General features: G+C 69.0%; 14 protein-coding genes and 1 pseudogene. 9 read left to right on the forward strand and 6 right to left on the reverse strand.

Translation table 11 applies throughout. The annotated features are described in order from the left end of the window. Positions 1-97: 97 nt before the first annotated feature. Together OXG83_05335 and OXG83_05340 are read right to left on the reverse strand one after the other, a co-directional pair. Positions 98-310 carry a type II toxin-antitoxin system HicB family antitoxin gene (locus tag OXG83_05335; protein MCY3964436.1) on the reverse strand — a complete coding sequence of 71 codons (213 nt, stop codon included), beginning with the start codon at positions 308-310 and terminating at the stop codon, positions 98-100. A 4-nt stretch (positions 311-314) separates the two neighbouring features. Beyond that, a pseudogene (locus OXG83_05340) lies at positions 315-503 on the reverse strand (type II toxin-antitoxin system HicA family toxin). A 94-nt stretch (positions 504-597) separates the two neighbouring features. Here OXG83_05340 and OXG83_05345 point away from each other — a divergent pair. Further along, on the forward strand, positions 598-1,857 hold the full coding sequence (locus OXG83_05345) for a 4-hydroxybutyrate CoA-transferase (GenBank protein ID MCY3964437.1): 1,260 nt from the start codon (positions 598-600) through the stop codon (positions 1,855-1,857). A gap of 100 nt (positions 1,858-1,957) precedes the next feature. Here OXG83_05345 and OXG83_05350 read toward each other — a convergent pair whose 3' ends face one another. After that, positions 1,958-2,569 (reverse strand): glutathione S-transferase family protein, encoded by a 612-nt coding sequence (locus OXG83_05350; protein MCY3964438.1) that lies wholly within the window; start codon positions 2,567-2,569, stop codon positions 1,958-1,960. 77 nt (positions 2,570-2,646) lie between these two features. Here OXG83_05350 and OXG83_05355 point away from each other — a divergent pair, with 77 nt between their 5' ends. From OXG83_05355 to cofH, 6 genes are all read left to right on the forward strand, one after another. Continuing rightward, on the forward strand, positions 2,647-3,444 hold the full coding sequence (locus OXG83_05355) for a TerC family protein (protein ID MCY3964439.1): 798 nt from the start codon (positions 2,647-2,649) through the stop codon (positions 3,442-3,444). Between the two features lie 98 nt (positions 3,445-3,542). Further along, positions 3,543-4,247: an NADPH-dependent F420 reductase gene (npdG, locus tag OXG83_05360; protein ID MCY3964440.1), complete on the forward strand. Its 705-nt coding sequence runs from the start codon at positions 3,543-3,545 to the stop codon at positions 4,245-4,247. 91 nt (positions 4,248-4,338) lie between these two features. After that, on the forward strand, positions 4,339-5,100 hold the full coding sequence (gene cofE, locus OXG83_05365; protein MCY3964441.1) for a coenzyme F420-0:L-glutamate ligase: 762 nt from the start codon (positions 4,339-4,341) through the stop codon (positions 5,098-5,100). A gap of 13 nt (positions 5,101-5,113) precedes the next feature. Then, positions 5,114-6,127 (forward strand): 2-phospho-L-lactate transferase, encoded by a 1,014-nt coding sequence (cofD, locus tag OXG83_05370; protein MCY3964442.1) that lies wholly within the window; start codon positions 5,114-5,116, stop codon positions 6,125-6,127. Then, positions 6,124-6,822, forward strand: coding sequence for a 2-phospho-L-lactate guanylyltransferase (cofC, locus tag OXG83_05375; GenBank protein MCY3964443.1), 699 nt, complete (start codon positions 6,124-6,126; stop codon positions 6,820-6,822). Before cofD ends, cofC begins: the two co-directional genes overlap by 4 nt. Positions 6,823-6,883: 61 nt before the next feature. Continuing rightward, entirely contained in the window at positions 6,884-9,403 is a 2,520-nt protein-coding gene (gene cofH / locus OXG83_05380; protein ID MCY3964444.1) for a 5-amino-6-(D-ribitylamino)uracil--L-tyrosine 4-hydroxyphenyl transferase CofH, read from the forward strand. Here cofH and OXG83_05385 read toward each other — a convergent pair. Further along, the gene (locus OXG83_05385) at positions 9,400-10,440 is read right to left on the reverse strand and encodes an LLM class F420-dependent oxidoreductase (protein MCY3964445.1); all 1,041 of its coding nucleotides are present in this window, start codon (positions 10,438-10,440) and stop codon (positions 9,400-9,402) included. The two genes, cofH and OXG83_05385, sit on opposite strands and share 4 nt — an antisense overlap. A 93-nt stretch (positions 10,441-10,533) precedes the next feature. Between OXG83_05385 and OXG83_05390 the strand changes: the two genes are divergently transcribed. Both OXG83_05390 and OXG83_05395 read left to right on the forward strand, forming a co-directional pair. Then, positions 10,534-11,349 (forward strand): hypothetical protein, encoded by an 816-nt coding sequence (locus tag OXG83_05390; protein ID MCY3964446.1) that lies wholly within the window; start codon positions 10,534-10,536, stop codon positions 11,347-11,349. Then, positions 11,346-12,653 carry a phenylacetate--CoA ligase family protein gene (locus OXG83_05395; protein ID MCY3964447.1) on the forward strand — a complete coding sequence of 436 codons (1,308 nt, stop codon included), beginning with the start codon at positions 11,346-11,348 and terminating at the stop codon, positions 12,651-12,653. The genes OXG83_05390 and OXG83_05395 overlap by 4 nt, the downstream gene beginning before the upstream one ends. On the opposite strand, the gene OXG83_05400 is transcribed toward OXG83_05395, so the two are convergent. After that, the gene (locus OXG83_05400; protein MCY3964448.1) at positions 12,640-14,838 is read right to left on the reverse strand and encodes a TRAP transporter fused permease subunit; all 2,199 of its coding nucleotides are present in this window, start codon (positions 14,836-14,838) and stop codon (positions 12,640-12,642) included. The two genes, OXG83_05395 and OXG83_05400, sit on opposite strands and share 14 nt — an antisense overlap. After that, the gene (locus tag OXG83_05405) at positions 14,835-15,815 is read right to left on the reverse strand and encodes a TAXI family TRAP transporter solute-binding subunit (GenBank protein MCY3964449.1); all 981 of its coding nucleotides are present in this window, start codon (positions 15,813-15,815) and stop codon (positions 14,835-14,837) included. The genes OXG83_05400 and OXG83_05405 overlap by 4 nt, the downstream gene beginning before the upstream one ends. Positions 15,816-15,820 lie beyond the last annotated feature (5 nt).

Genomic DNA, 15,820 nt, shown 5'->3' on the forward strand with positions numbered 1-15,820 from the left:
CAGGGTATCAGCGCCCGGTCTGCACCGAATCCGATCTGCGTTACTCCGCCGGCCGGTCGCCGCAGTGATGGACCGCCGAGCAGCGGCGTGGCGGTTCCTACGCCGCCACGTCGATCTGGGCCGCCGTCGTCTGGGGCGGGGGCACCGGGTCGCCGTCGCGCCGCAGGCCTTCGAGATGGAACTCGATGGCTTCGCGCATCAGCTCGATGACTTCGTCTCGCGTGTCCGCCGCCGCAACGCAGCCCGGGAGATCGGGAGCGTAGGCCGCATAGTTGTTGGGCGCCTTCTCGATGACGATCGTGTACTTCACAGGGTTCCTTGAGGCCCGCCTGTTTGAGGATGCTGTTCCAGGTACCCGGCGGCAAGTCCTTGCTCAGTTTACCAGCGATGGTCACCTTGCCAGGCTTCGTCGGATGTCGGTACTGCCGGTGGCTGCCCTTCGTTGCGACGAGACGCCAGCCATCGCGCTGAACGGTCCGAATCGCTTCGCGCACGTCGGGCATCGGACGGGGAGCCTAGCCGGCAAAGGCCATGACTGAAGGGCGTGCAACGGGGCCTCCGAAGGTACTTGACGTTCGGGCTACGCTACGGGCCGCAATGGAGAAACTCGCTCCGGAGCAAGTCGGCGCACTGCTCCGCCCCGGCATGAGGGTCGCCGTCCTGGGCGGCTGCAACGAACCCCGCGGCATCGCGTCGGCGCTACATGCTCAACCCGAGGCGACCGCGGGCGTGGAGTTCACGGTCACCCGCATCCCCGGCATTGCCTCGCCGACGCTCGCACCCTGGGCCGGATCGACGGTGCGGAGCTTCTTCGTCACCCCGGAGATGCGGGCCGGCTTCGAGGCCGGCTCCGTTCGCTTCGTGCCGATGCAGTACCGGCATGTCTGGGACGATCTGATGGCCGCGCCCTTCGACCTGGCGATCGCCCAGTTCACGCCGCCGGACGGGAACGGCGACTGCTCGCTCGGGATCGGCGCCGGCTTCCTGCCGGCGCTGCTGCAACGCCCGGAGATTCCATTCGTCGCGGAGTGGAACCGCTCCCTGCCCCGGCTGTCGGGCGCCCCGACTGTGCCGGCAAACCGCTTCGACTACGTCGTCGACACCGACGTCGAACCGCCCACGCTTGCCAGCCGGAGCGGCCCCGCCGCCGAGCGCATCGGCGCCTTGGTCGCGGAACTGATCCGCGACGGCGACTGCATCGAGACCGGCGTGGGCGCGATCCCGGGCGCGGTCCTGGCCGCCTTGCACGGGCACCGCGATCTCGGCTTTCACTCCGGCCTGCTGTCCGATGGCGTGATGGATCTCGTGGAAGCGGGGGCCGTCACGGGCGCCCGCAAGACGATCGACCGCGGGCGCCTGGTCGCGGCCATGGTCCTGGGCTCACCGCGCCTCTACGACTGGGCGACCCGTTGCGACCTGATCGACCTGCGCACCGTCGACTACACCCACGACGTGCGGGTGATCGCCAGGCTGGACAACTTCGTCGCGCTGAACTCCGCGGTCGAGGTGGACCTCTTCGGCCAGGTCAACTCGGAGATGGTCCGCGGCCGTCAGATCAGCGGCACGGGCGGCGCCGTCGACTTCATGCGCGGCGCCCGGATGTCGGCCGGCGGACGCTCGATCGTCGCCCTCGAGGCGACCGCCGGCGGAGGCCGCTTCTCCAGGATCGTCCCGGAACTGCCGCCGGCGCACGCCGCCACCGCGCTGCGGACCGACGCTGACATCTTCGTCACCGAGTACGGCGTCGCCGAGGTCCGCGGACTGAACCTCGTCGAACGGGCCCGCCGGCTTGCGCGGATTGCGGCGCCCGAGTTCCGGGAGGAGTTGGACACCCAGGCTGCGCAGCTCTGTCGCTAGCCGTCGACGCGCGCCTGGCACAGCCGACCGAGGCTGACGCCTCGCCCGCCTCTCTCAAGGCCGGCGGGGACGCCGGCGCACCCGGTGACGACCTGACGCCCTAGGCTTTCGCGCTCGGCCGCGCCGAGACCGCCTGATGCCAGCGTAGGAGGTTCGGCGTCTCCTCCGTCACTCGGAACTTCGTCACGCGACCGAAGTCGATCCCGATCTGGGCCGTGATGTCGGCGATCGAGTACTGGTCGCCGGCGACGAACTCGCGGTCGGCGAGTTCCTGATCGAGCCAGGCCAGGCGCTTCGTCGCGTGGCGGCGCTGACTCTCGCCGTAGTCCGGGTACTGGTCGATGCGATCGGCGAAGTACGGGTGGGTGTTGCGGAAGACCTGCATGATCGGCACGGTGATCTCGAGCTCCATCCGGCGCTGCCACATCTCGATGCGGGCGACTTGCTCGGGGTCGCCACCGCCCATCAGCGCCGGCTCGGGCTGCAACTGCTCGAAGTAGCGGCAGATGGCGACCGACTCGGCGATGAACGTGCCGTCGTCGAGCTCGAGCACCGGGACGCGGCCCATCGGGTTCTTCTTCCGGAAGGCGTCCTGGCGGTTCTCGGCCTTGCCCACGTCGACCGGCACGACGGGAATCTCGATGCCCTTCTCGGCCAGAAAGATGCGTACGCGGCGGCAGTTGGGGGTGGTGGCGGCTTCGTGTAGCTTCATGGCGTGAGAGGTCTCCTGACGGTGGTGGGCGCGCAGTCTAACCGGATCCAAACCCTGAAAGGCGAGGCGCATCACCAATGATCGAACTCCTGTCCCAGCCGGCCTTTTGGGCGGCCCTGTTCTCGGTGACGCTGATCCAGATCGCGCTCGGCGCGGACAACCTGATCATCATCACGATCATCGCCAACAAGCTGCCGGAAGAGCGGCGCCAGCAGGCGATCCGGTTGGGACTGCTGCTGGCGATGGCGCTGCGCATCGTGCTGCTGCTGATCCTGAGCCTGGTGCTAGGAGCGGCGACCACAGAGCTCTGGCACTTCGATGGCGGGCTGCTCGGCGTCCAGATGGCCGGGACCGTGGACGGCAAGTCCCTGGTGCTCGTGATCGGCGGGCTCTTCCTGATCTGGAAGGGTGTCAAGGAGCTCCGCGTCAAGCTGAAGGCGGTCGAGCACGAAGTCGCGAAGGCGAACAGGTTCGCCGAGGTCGTCGCGTTGATCGTCGGCATGAACCTCATCTTCTCGGTCGATTCGATCCTCACCGTCGTCGGCATGACGGACATCTTCGCGGTCATGGTCGGCTCCGTGCTGATCTCGGTGGCGTTGATGCTGGTCTTCGCCGGCCCGATCTCGCGCTTCCTCAGTTCGAACCCCGAGTTCGAGATCCTCGGCCTGTTCGTGCTCCTGCTGATCGGCTTCGTCCTGATCCTCGAGGCGGGCCACAGCGCGCACATGGTGGTCAACGGATCCCCCACGCCCTACATCCCGCAGTGGATCGTCATCTTCATCCTGCTCCTGATGTTCGCGCTCGACCTCTACCAGAACTGGTGGGAGCGCAAGCGTGACGTCGACACGGTGACGCTGCACCGGCGGCGGAAGTAGGGGGAAGCCGACCGGCGCTTGCCCGGTGTACGATCGCCGGCCTCACGCCAGGTCCTGGCCGGCGAGGCCGACGCGCTCTTCTACCCTCTGGAACCACAATGCCAGACAACGAGTCGACCAGCTCCTCCCTTCCCACGCTCGCCATGCTCGGCGCCACCGGCGACCTCGGCGGCGGTCTGGCCCGACGATGGGCGGCCGCCGGCTACACGATCGTCATCGGCTCCCGGTCGCGCGAAAAGGGCGCCGGTTCGGCTGAGGACGTGAACGAACAGCTTCGCGGGCTGGGCCTTCCAGCGACGGTCCGCGGCACGGACAACCTGACTGCGGCCCGAGAGGGTGACATCGTCGTGCTGACCGTGCCCTACGCCTTCCAGCGGGCGACGCTGGAGGGAGTGCGCGAAACGATCCAGGGGAAGATCCTCGTCGACTGCACGGTGCCGCTCGTACCGCCGAAGGTTGCCCGCGTGCAGCTCCCCGACGAAGGCTGCGCCGCGAACATCGCGCAACAGGCCGTCGGCCCCGGCGTGCGCGTGGTCTCCGCGTTGCAGAACGTCGGCGCTGCCCATCTGCGCGAGGAGGGCGCGGTCCATTGTGACGTGCTCGTTGCGGGCGACGATCCCTCGGCCCGCGCCGAGGTCATCGAACTGATCGAGGCGCTCGGCATGCGAGGCTGGCATGCCGGACCGCTCGACAACGCGGCCGCCGCCGAGGCGCTGACCTCCGTCCTGATCCAGTTGAACCGCAAGTACGGCATCGCCGGCGCGGGCATCCGGATCACGGGCGAACCGACCCGGACGCCCTGAAGACGCTCGGCAAGCGCTCGGCGAAGGCGCGACACTCGCCTGACGGAGGCGGATAGCCTTCGACCTTAGAGCGCCGGCGCCTTCACACACCATGCTGAACATCAAGTCCGTCCCGGGCCTGCCCGAAGTCCAACCAGGGGACGACCTGGCGGTACTGATCGCCGAGGCCATGCGGCAGGCCCGGATGAAGCTGCGAGCCGGCGACGTCCTCGTCCTCGCGCAGAAGATCGTGTCCAAGGCGGAGGGACGGACCGTCGACCTCGCGAGGGTGGAACCACGTCCCGAGGCCGTCCGGCTGGCGGCGAAGTGCGACAAGGACCCACGCCTGGTCGAACTGGTGCTCCGGGATTCGACGGCGGTGCTGCGCACCGCGCCCGGAGTCATCATCGTCGAGCACCGGCTCGGTCTCGTGCTGGCGAACGCCGGAATCGACCAGTCGAACCTGCGTCCCGGCGACGACCACGGGCACGCCCTGCTCCTGCCGGAAGATCCGGACGCCTCGGCGGCGGCCCTGCGCGAAACCCTGGCGGCGCACTTCGGAGTCGAGCGCCTCGGCGTGATCGTCAACGACAGCGTCGGTCGCGCCTGGCGGCTGGGCACCGTCGGGCTCGCCATCGGTGTCGCCGGAATGACCGCGCTCTGGGACCTGCGGGGTGATCGCGACCTGTTCGGCCGTGAACTCCTGGTCTCGGAAACCGGGATCGCCGACCAGGTCGCGAGCGCCGCCCAGATCGTCCAGGGCGAGGGTGACGAGGGCACTCCGGTCGTGCGCGTTCGCGGCCTCGGGCGGCTTGGACCTGCTCAGACCGCCCGCGACCTGCTGAGACCGCGCGAGCAGGACCTGTTCCGGTGAAGGCGGGTCTCTGATGACGGAAGGCTCCCCAAGGCACTGCGTGGCGCTTTCCGGCGGTGTCGGCGGCGCCAAGCTGGCGCTCGGGCTGTCGCGTGTCCTGCCCGGGGACGCGCTGACCGTCGTCTGCAACACCGCGGACGACTTCGACCACCTGGGGCTCCGGATCTGCCCGGATCTGGACACGGTGATCTACACGCTGGCCGGCATCTCGAACCGCGTCACCGGCTGGGGTCAGGCCCACGAGACCTGGTCCTTCCTGGAGGCGCTCTCCCACCTCGGCGGCGAGACCTGGTTCCGGCTCGGCGACCGCGATCTAGCGACCCATGTGGAGCGAACCCGACGCCTCCGCGCCGGCGAGACCCTGACCGGGGTGACGGCAGCCCTCTGCCGGGCGCTCGGTATCGCCGCCCGCGTGCTGCCCATGAGCGACGACCCGGTGCGCACGGTCGTGCTGACGGAGACCGGCGAACTCAGCTTCCAGCACTACTTCGTTCGCGATGCCTGCACCCCGACCGTCTCCGGCTTTCGCTTCGACGGGATCGACGCGGCCCGGCCGTCCCCCGCCTTTCTGGCGGCGCTGGAGGACGACGCGACCGCGACGATCCTCGTCTGTCCCTCGAACCCCTTCGTCAGCGTCGATCCCGTGCTGGCGCTAGACGGGGTCGAGGCGGCCCTGCGGCGGACGGGAGTTCCTGTCGTTGCGGTCTCCCCCATTGTCGGCGGCACGGCGATCAAGGGGCCCGCAGCCAAGATGATGGCGGAACTCGGGATGCCGGTCACCGCGGTCGGGGTCGCCCGGCACTACCGGGAACGCGACCTGCTCGACGGCTTCGTGATCGACGACGCCGATGCCGGCCAGACCACCGAGATCGAGGATCTCGGCCTTCCCACCCTGGTGACCGGCACGGTGATGGAGACGCTGGCCGACCGGGAACGCCTGGCCCGGGAGACGATCGACTTCGCCCGCGGCCTCGACCACGGGCGGGGCGACGTCGCGGAAGCCGTGTCGCCGGAACGGTCCGCGTGACTGCCGGCGGCCTCTGGGCGGTCCTGCCGGTCAAGGCCTGGTCCGAGGCCAAGCGGCGGCTGTCGCCGGTCCTGAGCGCGCCGGAGCGGGAGGAGTTGGCGAGATCGATGCTCGACGACGTGCTCGACGCCATCGAGGGCGCGCCCGCCGTCACCGGCGCGCTCGGGGTAACCGCGGACGACGTCGCCGCAACGTACCTGGAAGAGGCGGGCTGCGAGGTTCTGGCAGAGCCCAGGCGCGGCCTGAACCGGGCGCTCGGCACGGCCGCGGACGAGCTCGCGCGCCGTGGCGCGTCGACGATGCTCGTATTGCCGATCGACCTGCCCCTGGTCGTTTCGGCCGACCTGGAACAGCTCTGCGCCCGACACCTCGGGGCACGAGCGGGCACCGGCGGCGAGCCGGCGCCGCCTGCCGCGGTGACCGTCGCGCCGGACCGGTTCCGCTCCGGCACGAACGCGCTCGTCTGTTCGCCGCCGGGATGTATCCCGTTTCGCTTCGGCGACGGCAGCTTCCATGCCCATCTGCGCGAAGCGGAACGGGTGAAGGCCGCTCGTTCGAGCGTCGCGCTGCCGAATCTCGGCCTGGATGTCGACCATCCGGACGACCTGGCGGAGCTGTTGCGACTCGACCGCTCCAGTCGAAGCGTCCGTTTCCTGCGTCGTACCGGCGTGCCGGAGCGGCTGGGTGCCCTCTGAACCGGGACTGATACCGTTCGCTATCCGCCGCGAGCTGGTTCCCTCCCCCGCCGTCTCCGCCATGTCCCCTGCGCTCAGCACGTTTCTCGAACGCCGCCCGACACCGGTGGAAGCCCGCGCGCTCGCCGCTGTGGACGCGGGCAGCGGCCTCGATGAACTGATCGAGGTCGCCGGGGAACTTCGCGACCGCGGTCACGGCGACCTCGTCTCGTACTCACGCAAGGTCTTCCTGCCGCTCACCCACCTCTGCCGCGACATCTGCCACTACTGTGTCTTCGCCCGACCACCGAAGAAGGGCGAGGCGGCGTACATGCCGCTGGACAACGTCCTGAGCCAGGCGCGCCTGGCCGCGGCGGCGGGCTGCAAGGAGGCGCTGTTCACCCTTGGCGACAAGCCGGAGTTGCGGTACAAGGCCGCCCGCGAGGGTCTCGCCGAACTCGGACACGACACGACGCTTTCCTACTTGCGCGAGGCGGCGGAACGGGTGCTGATCGAGACCGGACTCCTGCCCCACCTGAACCCGGGCCTGATGACCGCCGCGGACATCGAGCACCTTCGACCCGTGGCGCCCTCCATGGGCATCATGCTGGAGAGCGTCTCGACGCGGCTGCACGAGAAGGGTCAGGCCCACTACGGCTGTCCGGACAAGGTACCCGAACGGCGGCTCGAAACGCTGCGCCTCGCCGGCGAAGCGCGGGTGCCCTTCACCTCCGGCATCCTGATCGGAATCGGCGAGACCCGGGAAGAGCGAATCGACGCCCTGCTCGCGCTGCGCGAGCTGCACGGGGAGTATGGGCACATCCAGGAAGTCATCATCCAGAACTTCCGCGCCAAGCCCGAGACGCGGATGGCGGACGCGCCCGAACCCACGCTAGAGGATCTACTGTGGACGATCGCCTCGGCGCGCCTCGTGCTCGGCCCGCGGATGCACATTCAGGCGCCGCCCAACCTGAGTCCTGGCGTCCTGCCGCGGCTCGTCGCCGCCGGCATCGACGACTGGGGCGGCGTGTCGCCCGTCACGCCCGACTTCGTCAATCCGGAAGCCCCCTGGCCGCACCTGGAGCGGCTCGCCGAAGAGACGGCCGCCGCCGGCAAGACGCTGATCGAGCGGCTCACCGTCTACCCCGAGTGGGCGCTCGACGGGGGAACCTGGCTCGACGACGGTCGCGGCCGGAGCCGCGAGATCCGCCGCCTGGGCGGCGTACGCACCGCGGTGCTCCAGCGGATCGACGCCACCGGGTTGCCGCGCACCGACGACTGGTCGCCGGGTGAGCAGACGCCGCCGCCCCAGGACGTCCTCGACACCGTCACCGCGGCGCCTTCCCGCAACGGCAACGGCCACGCCCTCGCCTCGCCGCTGGTCCGGACGATTCTCGACCGGGCCCAGGCCGGCGAGGAGCTCAACGAGGACCAGATCACCACCCTGTTCGAGGCCCGCGGCGCCGATTTTTCCGCCGTCTGTGCAGCCGCCGACGCGGTCCGCCGCGAAGTCAACGGCGACACGGTCACCTACGTCGTCAACCGGAACATCAACTACACGAACGTCTGCTACTTCAAGTGCCAGTTCTGCGCTTTCTCCAAGGGCAAGCTGAGCGAGAACCTGCGAGGCAAGCCGTACGACCTGGAACTCGAAGAGGTCATGCGCCGCACCGTGGAGGCCTGGCAGCGGGGTGCCACGGAAGTTTGCATGCAGGGCGGCATCCATCCCGACTACACGGGTGAGACCTATCTCGGAATCTGCCGCGCGGTGAAGGAAGCCGTGCCCGAGATCCACGTCCACGCCTTCTCGCCGCTCGAGGTCTGGCAGGGCGCCGCCACCCTCGACATCCCGCTCAAGGACTACCTGTTGCTGCTCAAGGAGGCTGGCCTGGGCACGCTGCCCGGCACCGCGGCCGAGATCCTCGACGACGAGGTCCGCGCGGTCATCTGCCCTGACAAGCTGAACACCGACCAGTGGCTCGAGGTCATGGAAACGGCGCACGGCGTCGGCTACCGGACGACGGCCACGATCATGTACGGCCACGTCGACGGTCCCCGCAACTGGGCCCGCCACCTGCTCCGTCTGCGTGACCTCCAGAAGCGCACACGCGGCTTCACCGAGTTCGTGCCGCTGCCCTTCGTCCACATGGAGGCGCCGCTCTACCTCAAGGGCCGCGCCCGCAAGGGGCCAACCTTCCGCGAGGCGGTACTCACGCATGCGGTCGCACGGCTCGCCCTCCATCCCTGGTTCGAGAACGTCCAGGCCTCCTGGGTCAAGATGGGCCCGGAAGGCGTGGCGGCCTGCCTCAACGCCGGAGTGAACGACCTCGGCGGCACGCTGATGAACGAGAGCATCACTCGCGCCGCCGGCGCCGAGCACGGCCAGGAACTCCCGCCGTCCGAAATGGAGTCGCTCATCCGCGAGCTTGGCCGCGTCCCGAAGCAGCGGACGACCGCCTACGGCACGCCGCCGCACGAACGCGTCGAGGCGTCATTCCAGGCCGCGGAGCTGGCCGCCGTGCTGAACACGCCGGCCCACCGCTACGAGCGCACCGGTCCCTTGCAGCTGGTGCGCCCGGGGCTGGAAGCGGACGGCAGCTAGAGCACGGCCTCCGCGATCGCGTCCAACGCCTCCGGCTGCTGACAGCCGAGCAGCAACGAGGCGACCTGACCCCTGCCGCCGGCTTCCTTCCAGGCCGCCAGCCGGTCAATGATCCGCTCCTTCGGCCCGACGAGCGCGACGTCGTCGACCAGGGCGTCCGGAACGGCGCCGATCGCCTCGCTCCGCTTGCCGCCGAGGAAGTTGTCCTGGATCGCGCGCGCCTCGTCCGGATAGCCGAGACGCTTCGCGTAGTCGTTGTAGAAGTTCTTGTCGCGCGCGCCCATGCCGCCGATGTAGAGGGCCATGCTCATCTTCACCGGGGTGCGGCACTGCTCGACGTCGTCGCCCATGACGACGGTGACGAAGGGCATGACCTTGAAGTCGTCGAGGCTCTTGCCGTTGCCGGCCCTGGCGAAGCCGCGGTCGAGAGCGCCCTCGAGCAGGTCGAAGCGCTCCGGGTTCATCCAGATCGGGAACACGCCGTCCGCGACCTCCGCGCTGCAGGCGAGGCCGTTCGGGCTGATCGAGGCGGTGTAGATGGGGATCGAGTCGTCCGCCGCCAGGATGCTCTTCAGGGGCTTGCCAAGGCCCGTGCCGTCCTCGCCGCGATAGGGCAACTGGTAGTGGAAGCCCTCGTGGGTGACCGGCTCCTCCCGGGCGAAGACCTTGCGCATGATCTCGATGTACTCCTTCGTGCGGGTCAGCGGCCGGCCATAGGCCACGCCGTGCCAGCCCTCGATCACCTGCGGACCCGACGGCCCCAGACCCACCAGGAAACGGCCGCCCGAGAGCTGGTTCAGCGTCATCGCGGTCATCGCGGTCATCGCCGGACTCCGCGCCGGCATCTGCATGATCGCCGTGCCGACCTTGATCTTCTCGGTCTGGGCCAGGGTCCAGGCCGCTGTCGACACCGCGTCCGAGCCGTAGGCCTCTGCCGTCCACACCGACGTGAAGCCGGCGCTCTCGGCCCGTCGGATGCGATCGATGTCGATGTTGATCTGGCTTCCGAAGGCGCCGGCAAGCAGTCCGAGTTCCATGGACAGGTCTCCTTCTACGCTGGTTCTCTGGCGGTTCCGGGATCGAAACGCGCGCGAGCGTAGCAGCCCACGCTCGGCGCATAGACTGCGGCCATGACGGAGGCCAACGAGCGCCCCGACCCGGGCAGTCCACGACGTCCACCCAGAACGCGCAGCCAGGTGCTCTGGCCGCTCGCCTTCGTCACCCTGATCCTGGGCATGGTCGTGGTCATCGTGGTCGGATACGTGATCATCCGGCTGACCCAGGTGCCCGGCGACATGGTCGAAAGCGGCCGGGAACTTGGCCGCGCCGCGGTGGAGAGCGTGGAGCGCATCGCGCGGGCGTTCCGGACCGGCAGCGTCCAGACGTCGTTCGTGAGCTACGCCACAGAGGTTTCAGGCAGCGCCTTTCTTCAGTTCGCAACCCTCGATCAGACCGAAGTGCTGGAGCGCACGGACTCGGCCAGCCTCCTCTGGGGCCGGCTCAGGCTCCCTGACGTGGTCGTCGAGGCGCGCGTCCCGGTCCGCTACACGTACTACCTAGACCTCGAGGACAACTGGCAACTGACCCTCGACGGCAAGACGGTCACCGTCCTGGCACCTGGCGTTCGTGCGAACCGGCCTGCCGTCGACGCCTCGGCGATCGAGTACCGTGTCCAGGGGGACTCCATCCTGCGCGACGAGGAAGCGGTGCTCGAGCAGCTCCGACTCCGCATTACGGACCAGTTGGCCGCTCGCGCGGGCGAGAACATCGCCCTGGTGCGTGAACTGGGACGGCGCAGGACGGCCGATTTCGTACGCACATTCCTGCTCGCCCAGTTCGGCGAGGACGTCGAGGACTACCGGATCGAGGTCCACTTTCGGGACGAGGTCGACCTGGAATCGGCCGTCGATCCGGGGCCTCCGGTCACCGAGGAACCGCGGCTTTGACCGACCGGCTGGCGCGGAGGCGCCAGCGACTCCGGGCACGCCAGGCGGACCGCTTCGCGCGCATGGCGGACCAGGTCTACGTCCACAATCCCTTCTACCGCGCGAAGTGGCGGGCCGCGGGCTTCGACTCGCCGCCGACTCTGGACGATCTCGCCGATCTCCCCTTCACCACGAAGGACGAGCTCGCGGCCGACCAGGAAGCGAACGCACCCTGGGGCAGCAATCTGACGTTTCCCCTGGACGCTTACGTCCGCGTTCACCGCACGTCGGGCACCACCGGCCGTCCGCTGCGCTGGCTCGATACGCCGGCGAGCTGGCAGTGGTTCCTGGACTGCTGGCTCGCGGTCTATGAAGGCGCCGGCGTCACCCCTGCGGACAGGGTCTTCGCCGCCTTCGGTTTCGGCCCCTTCATCGGTTTCTGGACCGCCTTCGAGGCCGCGCAGCAGCTCGGTTGTCTGGTGCAACCGGGCGGCCACCTCTCCACCGAGCAGCGGCTTCAGATGATGCAGGACGACAGCAGCACAGTGCTGCTGTCGACCCCCACCTATGCGCTCCGGATGCTCGAGTCCGCCCGGCGGCTCGGCATCGACCTCGCCCGCGGCGCCGTCGAGCGAACGATCCACGCGGGGGAACCCGGCGCCGGCGTGCCGGCGGTCAAGCAGCAACTCGCGGCCGGGTTCGGCGCCGACGTCTTCGATCACGCCGGCGCGACGGAGGTGGGCGCCTGGGGCATCCCCTGCGGCGTCGGCGAGCGTCTTCACGTCCTGGAGGACGAGTTCATCGTCGAGTGGATCGACCGGGAAACCGGGCGTGTGCGGCAACCGATCGAGGCGGCCGCGGCCGAAGCCGGCGGCGATGACCTGGGTGAACTCGTGCTGACGAACCTGGGGCGGATCGGCAGTCCGGTCATTCGCTACCGAACCGGCGACGTTGCGCGGCTGTGCGCCGCCGGTTGCTCCTCCGGCAGGCCGACGGTCTACCTGGATGGCGGCGTGGTCGCCCGCGCGGACGACATGTTCATCGTCCGCGGCGTGAACGTCTATCCGAGCGCCGTCGACGCGCTCATCCGGGAGGCGGGCGGCGTCGCGGAGTACCGCGCGACGGTGCGCCGTCGCTCCCGGATGGCCGAGATCGAGGTGGAGATCGAGCCCGAGTCCGGCCGGGACGTCGCCACCCTCCGGAACCGCGTCCAGGACCTGTTCGAGGAACGCCTCAGCCTGCGTGTGCCGGTCCGGATCGCCGGCTCCGGCGCCCTGCCGCGCTTCGAACTGAAGGCCGACCGGTTCAGGTTCAAGGAACCGTAGTCACCGGTCGATTGGCGACCATCAGACCCGCGAACAGGAGAGCGCCCAGACCGTTCACCGCGAGGCCTACCGTCGGGCCGCCCAGGTCGGGCACGAGCAGCAGCGCCGCCGAGACCAGCAACAGCACCCGGAGCGGCATGCTGAGTTCGGCACGAAGATAGCCGCCGATGCCCGCGGCCAGGGCGATGATGCCGACGACCGCCGCGCCCAGGGCCAGCAGCAGGGGCGGCAGACCCGCCGCGCCGCCGGCGAACAGGCTCGCTCCGTTCTCGTCCATCAGCAGCAACGACGGTCGGTAGACGAACATGAACGGGAGCGTGAAGCCCACCAGCGAGAACCGGAAGGCAGCCAACGCGGTGGACATGACCGGGGCCTGAGCCAGGCTGGACGCCGCATAGGCGGCGAGCGCGACCGGCGGCGTAACCATGGACATCATGCCGAAGTAGAAGATGAAGAGATGCGCGGCGAGGGGAATGACGCCCAATTCCGAGAGCAGCGAACCCATCAGTGTCGCCATCAGCAGGTAGCACACCACCGACGGCACGCCCATGCCCAGCACGAGCGAGGTGACCATGATCCCGAGCAGCGCAAGGAACAGGTTTGTTGCCACGACGGACTTGATCGAGGCCGAGAAGTCGGCGGCGATGCCGGTCTGCTGGACGATGCCGATGATCACGCCGACGCAGGCACTCGCCGCGACCAGGGGAATCCCGTTGCGGGCAGCCCGGGTCAGGGCGCCCAGGATGTGCGGCCGCCAAGCCCTGTGGATCAGGCCGAACACCATGAGTCCCAGCATCGCCACGATGCCCGAGGACAGCCAGGACTCGAAGACCTGCCGGAAGGACGGGTCCGCCCGCGTGTCCGCCCAAACGAGCTGGTGCAGGATCGCCACCGCCGCGAAGCAGGCGAGGGTCAGGTACCGCAGCCTCCGCGGCAGTTCGAACTCCTTGCGCAGCACGGCCAGAACCAGGATCACGATCAGGGAGCCGGTGACCGCGCGAAACGGCGAGAAGCGGAGCAGCAGGAGCAGGATCAGGGCCCCGAGAGCCGAGACGAACACCAGCGCGTCGAACCGCCTCACCGGCGGCGGCTCGCCCTCCCGCTTGGGCGTACCGACCCGCCGCGAGTAGAAGTGGACGATCAGGAAGATGGACAGGTAGAAGAGCACCGCCGGCAGCAGGGCTGCCTGCACGATCTGCAGGAAGGTGACCTGGGGCTCGACGATCTCGAGCATCATGTAGGCGCCCGCTCCCATGACGGGCGGCACCAGCGCACCTCCCGAAGCCGCCGCAGCCTCGACCGCGGCGGCGATATGGCGCCTGAAGCCATTGCTGCGCATCATCGGAATCGTGAAGGCGCCGGTGGTCACCGCGTTCGCCACCGCGCTGCCGGACAGGGAGCCCAGGAGGCCGCTGCTCAGTACGGCGACCTTCGCCGGCCCACCCGGCTTGGTTCCGAACACCCGTTCCGCGAAGCGCATGATGAACTGGGTCGCTCCGGACATCTCGAGGAATGCTCCGAAGACGACGAACAGGAAGACGTACCGGAACATGACCGAGGCCGCCGGACCGAACACCCCCAGGCTCTGCAGGAAGGTCGTGCCGACGACATCCCGGGGGTTCTGGCCGGCGTGCGGGAAGAGCCAGTCCGGCAGGACGGGCAACCCGCTCCGCAGGCTGTAGTAGCAGTACAGCGTGTGAGCAACAAAGGCCAGGGCCAGCGCGGGCACAATCCAGCCGATGCTGCGCCGCGCCGCCTCGAGCACCAGGACCAGGCCGACCAGGCCGAGAGCGATGTCGGCTCCTGTTTCGATTCCGGCTCGGTTTCCGAGCGACCTGCCCTCCGACCAGAGATGCTCGAAGGCCGGCTCTGTCTGGACGACGACGTAGGCGCACGCCGCGACGGCGGCCAGTCCGAGGACCATGTCGAGACCGCGCAGCCAGGGGTTTGCCGCCAACTTCGCGTGGAGCGGGAAGGCGAGGAAGCAAAGCAGGAGCCCGGCGCCGACGAACACCGCCAGCGACGACTGGGGCAGCAGCACCCCGTAGTTCACTTCGAACAGGACGAAAAAGCACAGGCCGACGCCCAGCGCGCCGATCAGGGCGCGTCTTGTGTGCTCAAGCCGCGAACCCGGCCGAGACGCCGCCTCGCCGCCTGCCGTCTGGGACTGGTCGGCCGAACTCAACCCGCGTCTTCGGGCCAGACGCCGATCTCGCGGTAGTACCGCTCAGAGCCCGGATGGAAGGGCGTGCCCGTGTTGCGGGCTGCGTTGGCCTCGTTGATGGCGCGGCCGGCGGGATGTCTGTCGGCGATCGCCTGACGATTCTCCCAGATCGTCCTGGTGATCTCGTAGATCAGTTCCTCATCCGCATCAGCGGACGTGATCAGGTGCATCGAGCCGACGTTGAGACCCGGATAGTCCTCCGTGAGGTCAGAGTACGCGTCGGCCGGGATCGTGGCAAGCTGGAAGAACGGATAGTCCCGGGCGAGCTGCTGGCGCTTCTCCTCGTCGAAGGGCAGGAAGAGGATGTCGTGTGTGCTGCAGGCCTGGGTTACCGCTCCTGTGGGCACCGCGCCGCCGAGAAACGCAGCGTCGATCGAACCGTCGCCGAGCATGTCGACCGCTCCGCTCTGGGTGCCGTACACCTGGGTGAAGTCGTCGTAGGTCACGCCATGGGCGGCCAGAAGGGGCTGTACGAACATCTCGAATCCGGCCCCGGCGACGCCGACCATCGCGCGCCGCCCCGCCAGGTCGCTCATCTTCGTCAGGCCCGAGTCGGCCTTGGTGATGAAGGTGGCGATGTTCGGGGCCAGCGTGACGACCGCGCGAATGTCATAGCTCTGCTCCCAGCCCGAGTCGCCAAGGACCGCGAAGTAGCTGATCGCCGAGTTCGACATGGCGAGCTCCAGTTCCCCTCGCACCAGCCGGCGGATGTTCTCCTGCGATCCCTTCGTGCCGCGGGGCTGCACCCGCCACTCGTTCTCGCCCCGATTCTCGTTCAGCACCTCGGCGATCGCGCCGCCGACGACCGGAAAGGCACCGCCCACCGGGGCCGTGCCCATGCTCAGGAACTGGGGACCGCCGGACGCGCCATCGCCCGGATCGCCGCAGGCGAAGAGCGGGAGGAGCGCCGCCAGCAGGACGAGGCAGCGAGTTTTCATCGTGG

The sequence above is a fragment of the Acidobacteriota bacterium genome, from assembly GCA_026707545.1.
Taxonomy (GTDB): domain Bacteria; phylum Acidobacteriota; class Thermoanaerobaculia; order Multivoradales; family Multivoraceae; genus Multivorans.

Excerpts from the sequence above, each read along its gene's own strand:
- OXG83_05390 (MCY3964446.1), top strand. The coding sequence starts at position 10,534 with ATGACGGAGGCCAACGAGCGCCCCGACCCGGGCAGTCCACGACGTCCA.
- npdG (MCY3964440.1), top strand. The coding sequence starts at position 3,543 with ATGCCAGACAACGAGTCGACCAGCTCCTCCCTTCCCACGCTCGCCATG.
- cofH (MCY3964444.1), top strand. The coding sequence starts at position 6,884 with ATGTCCCCTGCGCTCAGCACGTTTCTCGAACGCCGCCCGACACCGGTG.
- OXG83_05350 (MCY3964438.1), bottom strand. The coding sequence starts at position 2,569 with ATGAAGCTACACGAAGCCGCCACCACCCCCAACTGCCGCCGCGTACGC.
- OXG83_05385 (MCY3964445.1), bottom strand. The coding sequence starts at position 10,440 with ATGGAACTCGGACTGCTTGCCGGCGCCTTCGGAAGCCAGATCAACATC.
- OXG83_05405 (MCY3964449.1), bottom strand. The coding sequence starts at position 15,815 with ATGAAAACTCGCTGCCTCGTCCTGCTGGCGGCGCTCCTCCCGCTCTTC.
- OXG83_05355 (MCY3964439.1), top strand. The coding sequence starts at position 2,647 with ATGATCGAACTCCTGTCCCAGCCGGCCTTTTGGGCGGCCCTGTTCTCG.
- cofD (MCY3964442.1), top strand. The coding sequence starts at position 5,114 with ATGACGGAAGGCTCCCCAAGGCACTGCGTGGCGCTTTCCGGCGGTGTC.
- OXG83_05345 (MCY3964437.1), top strand. The coding sequence starts at position 598 with ATGGAGAAACTCGCTCCGGAGCAAGTCGGCGCACTGCTCCGCCCCGGC.
- cofE (MCY3964441.1), top strand. The coding sequence starts at position 4,339 with ATGCTGAACATCAAGTCCGTCCCGGGCCTGCCCGAAGTCCAACCAGGG.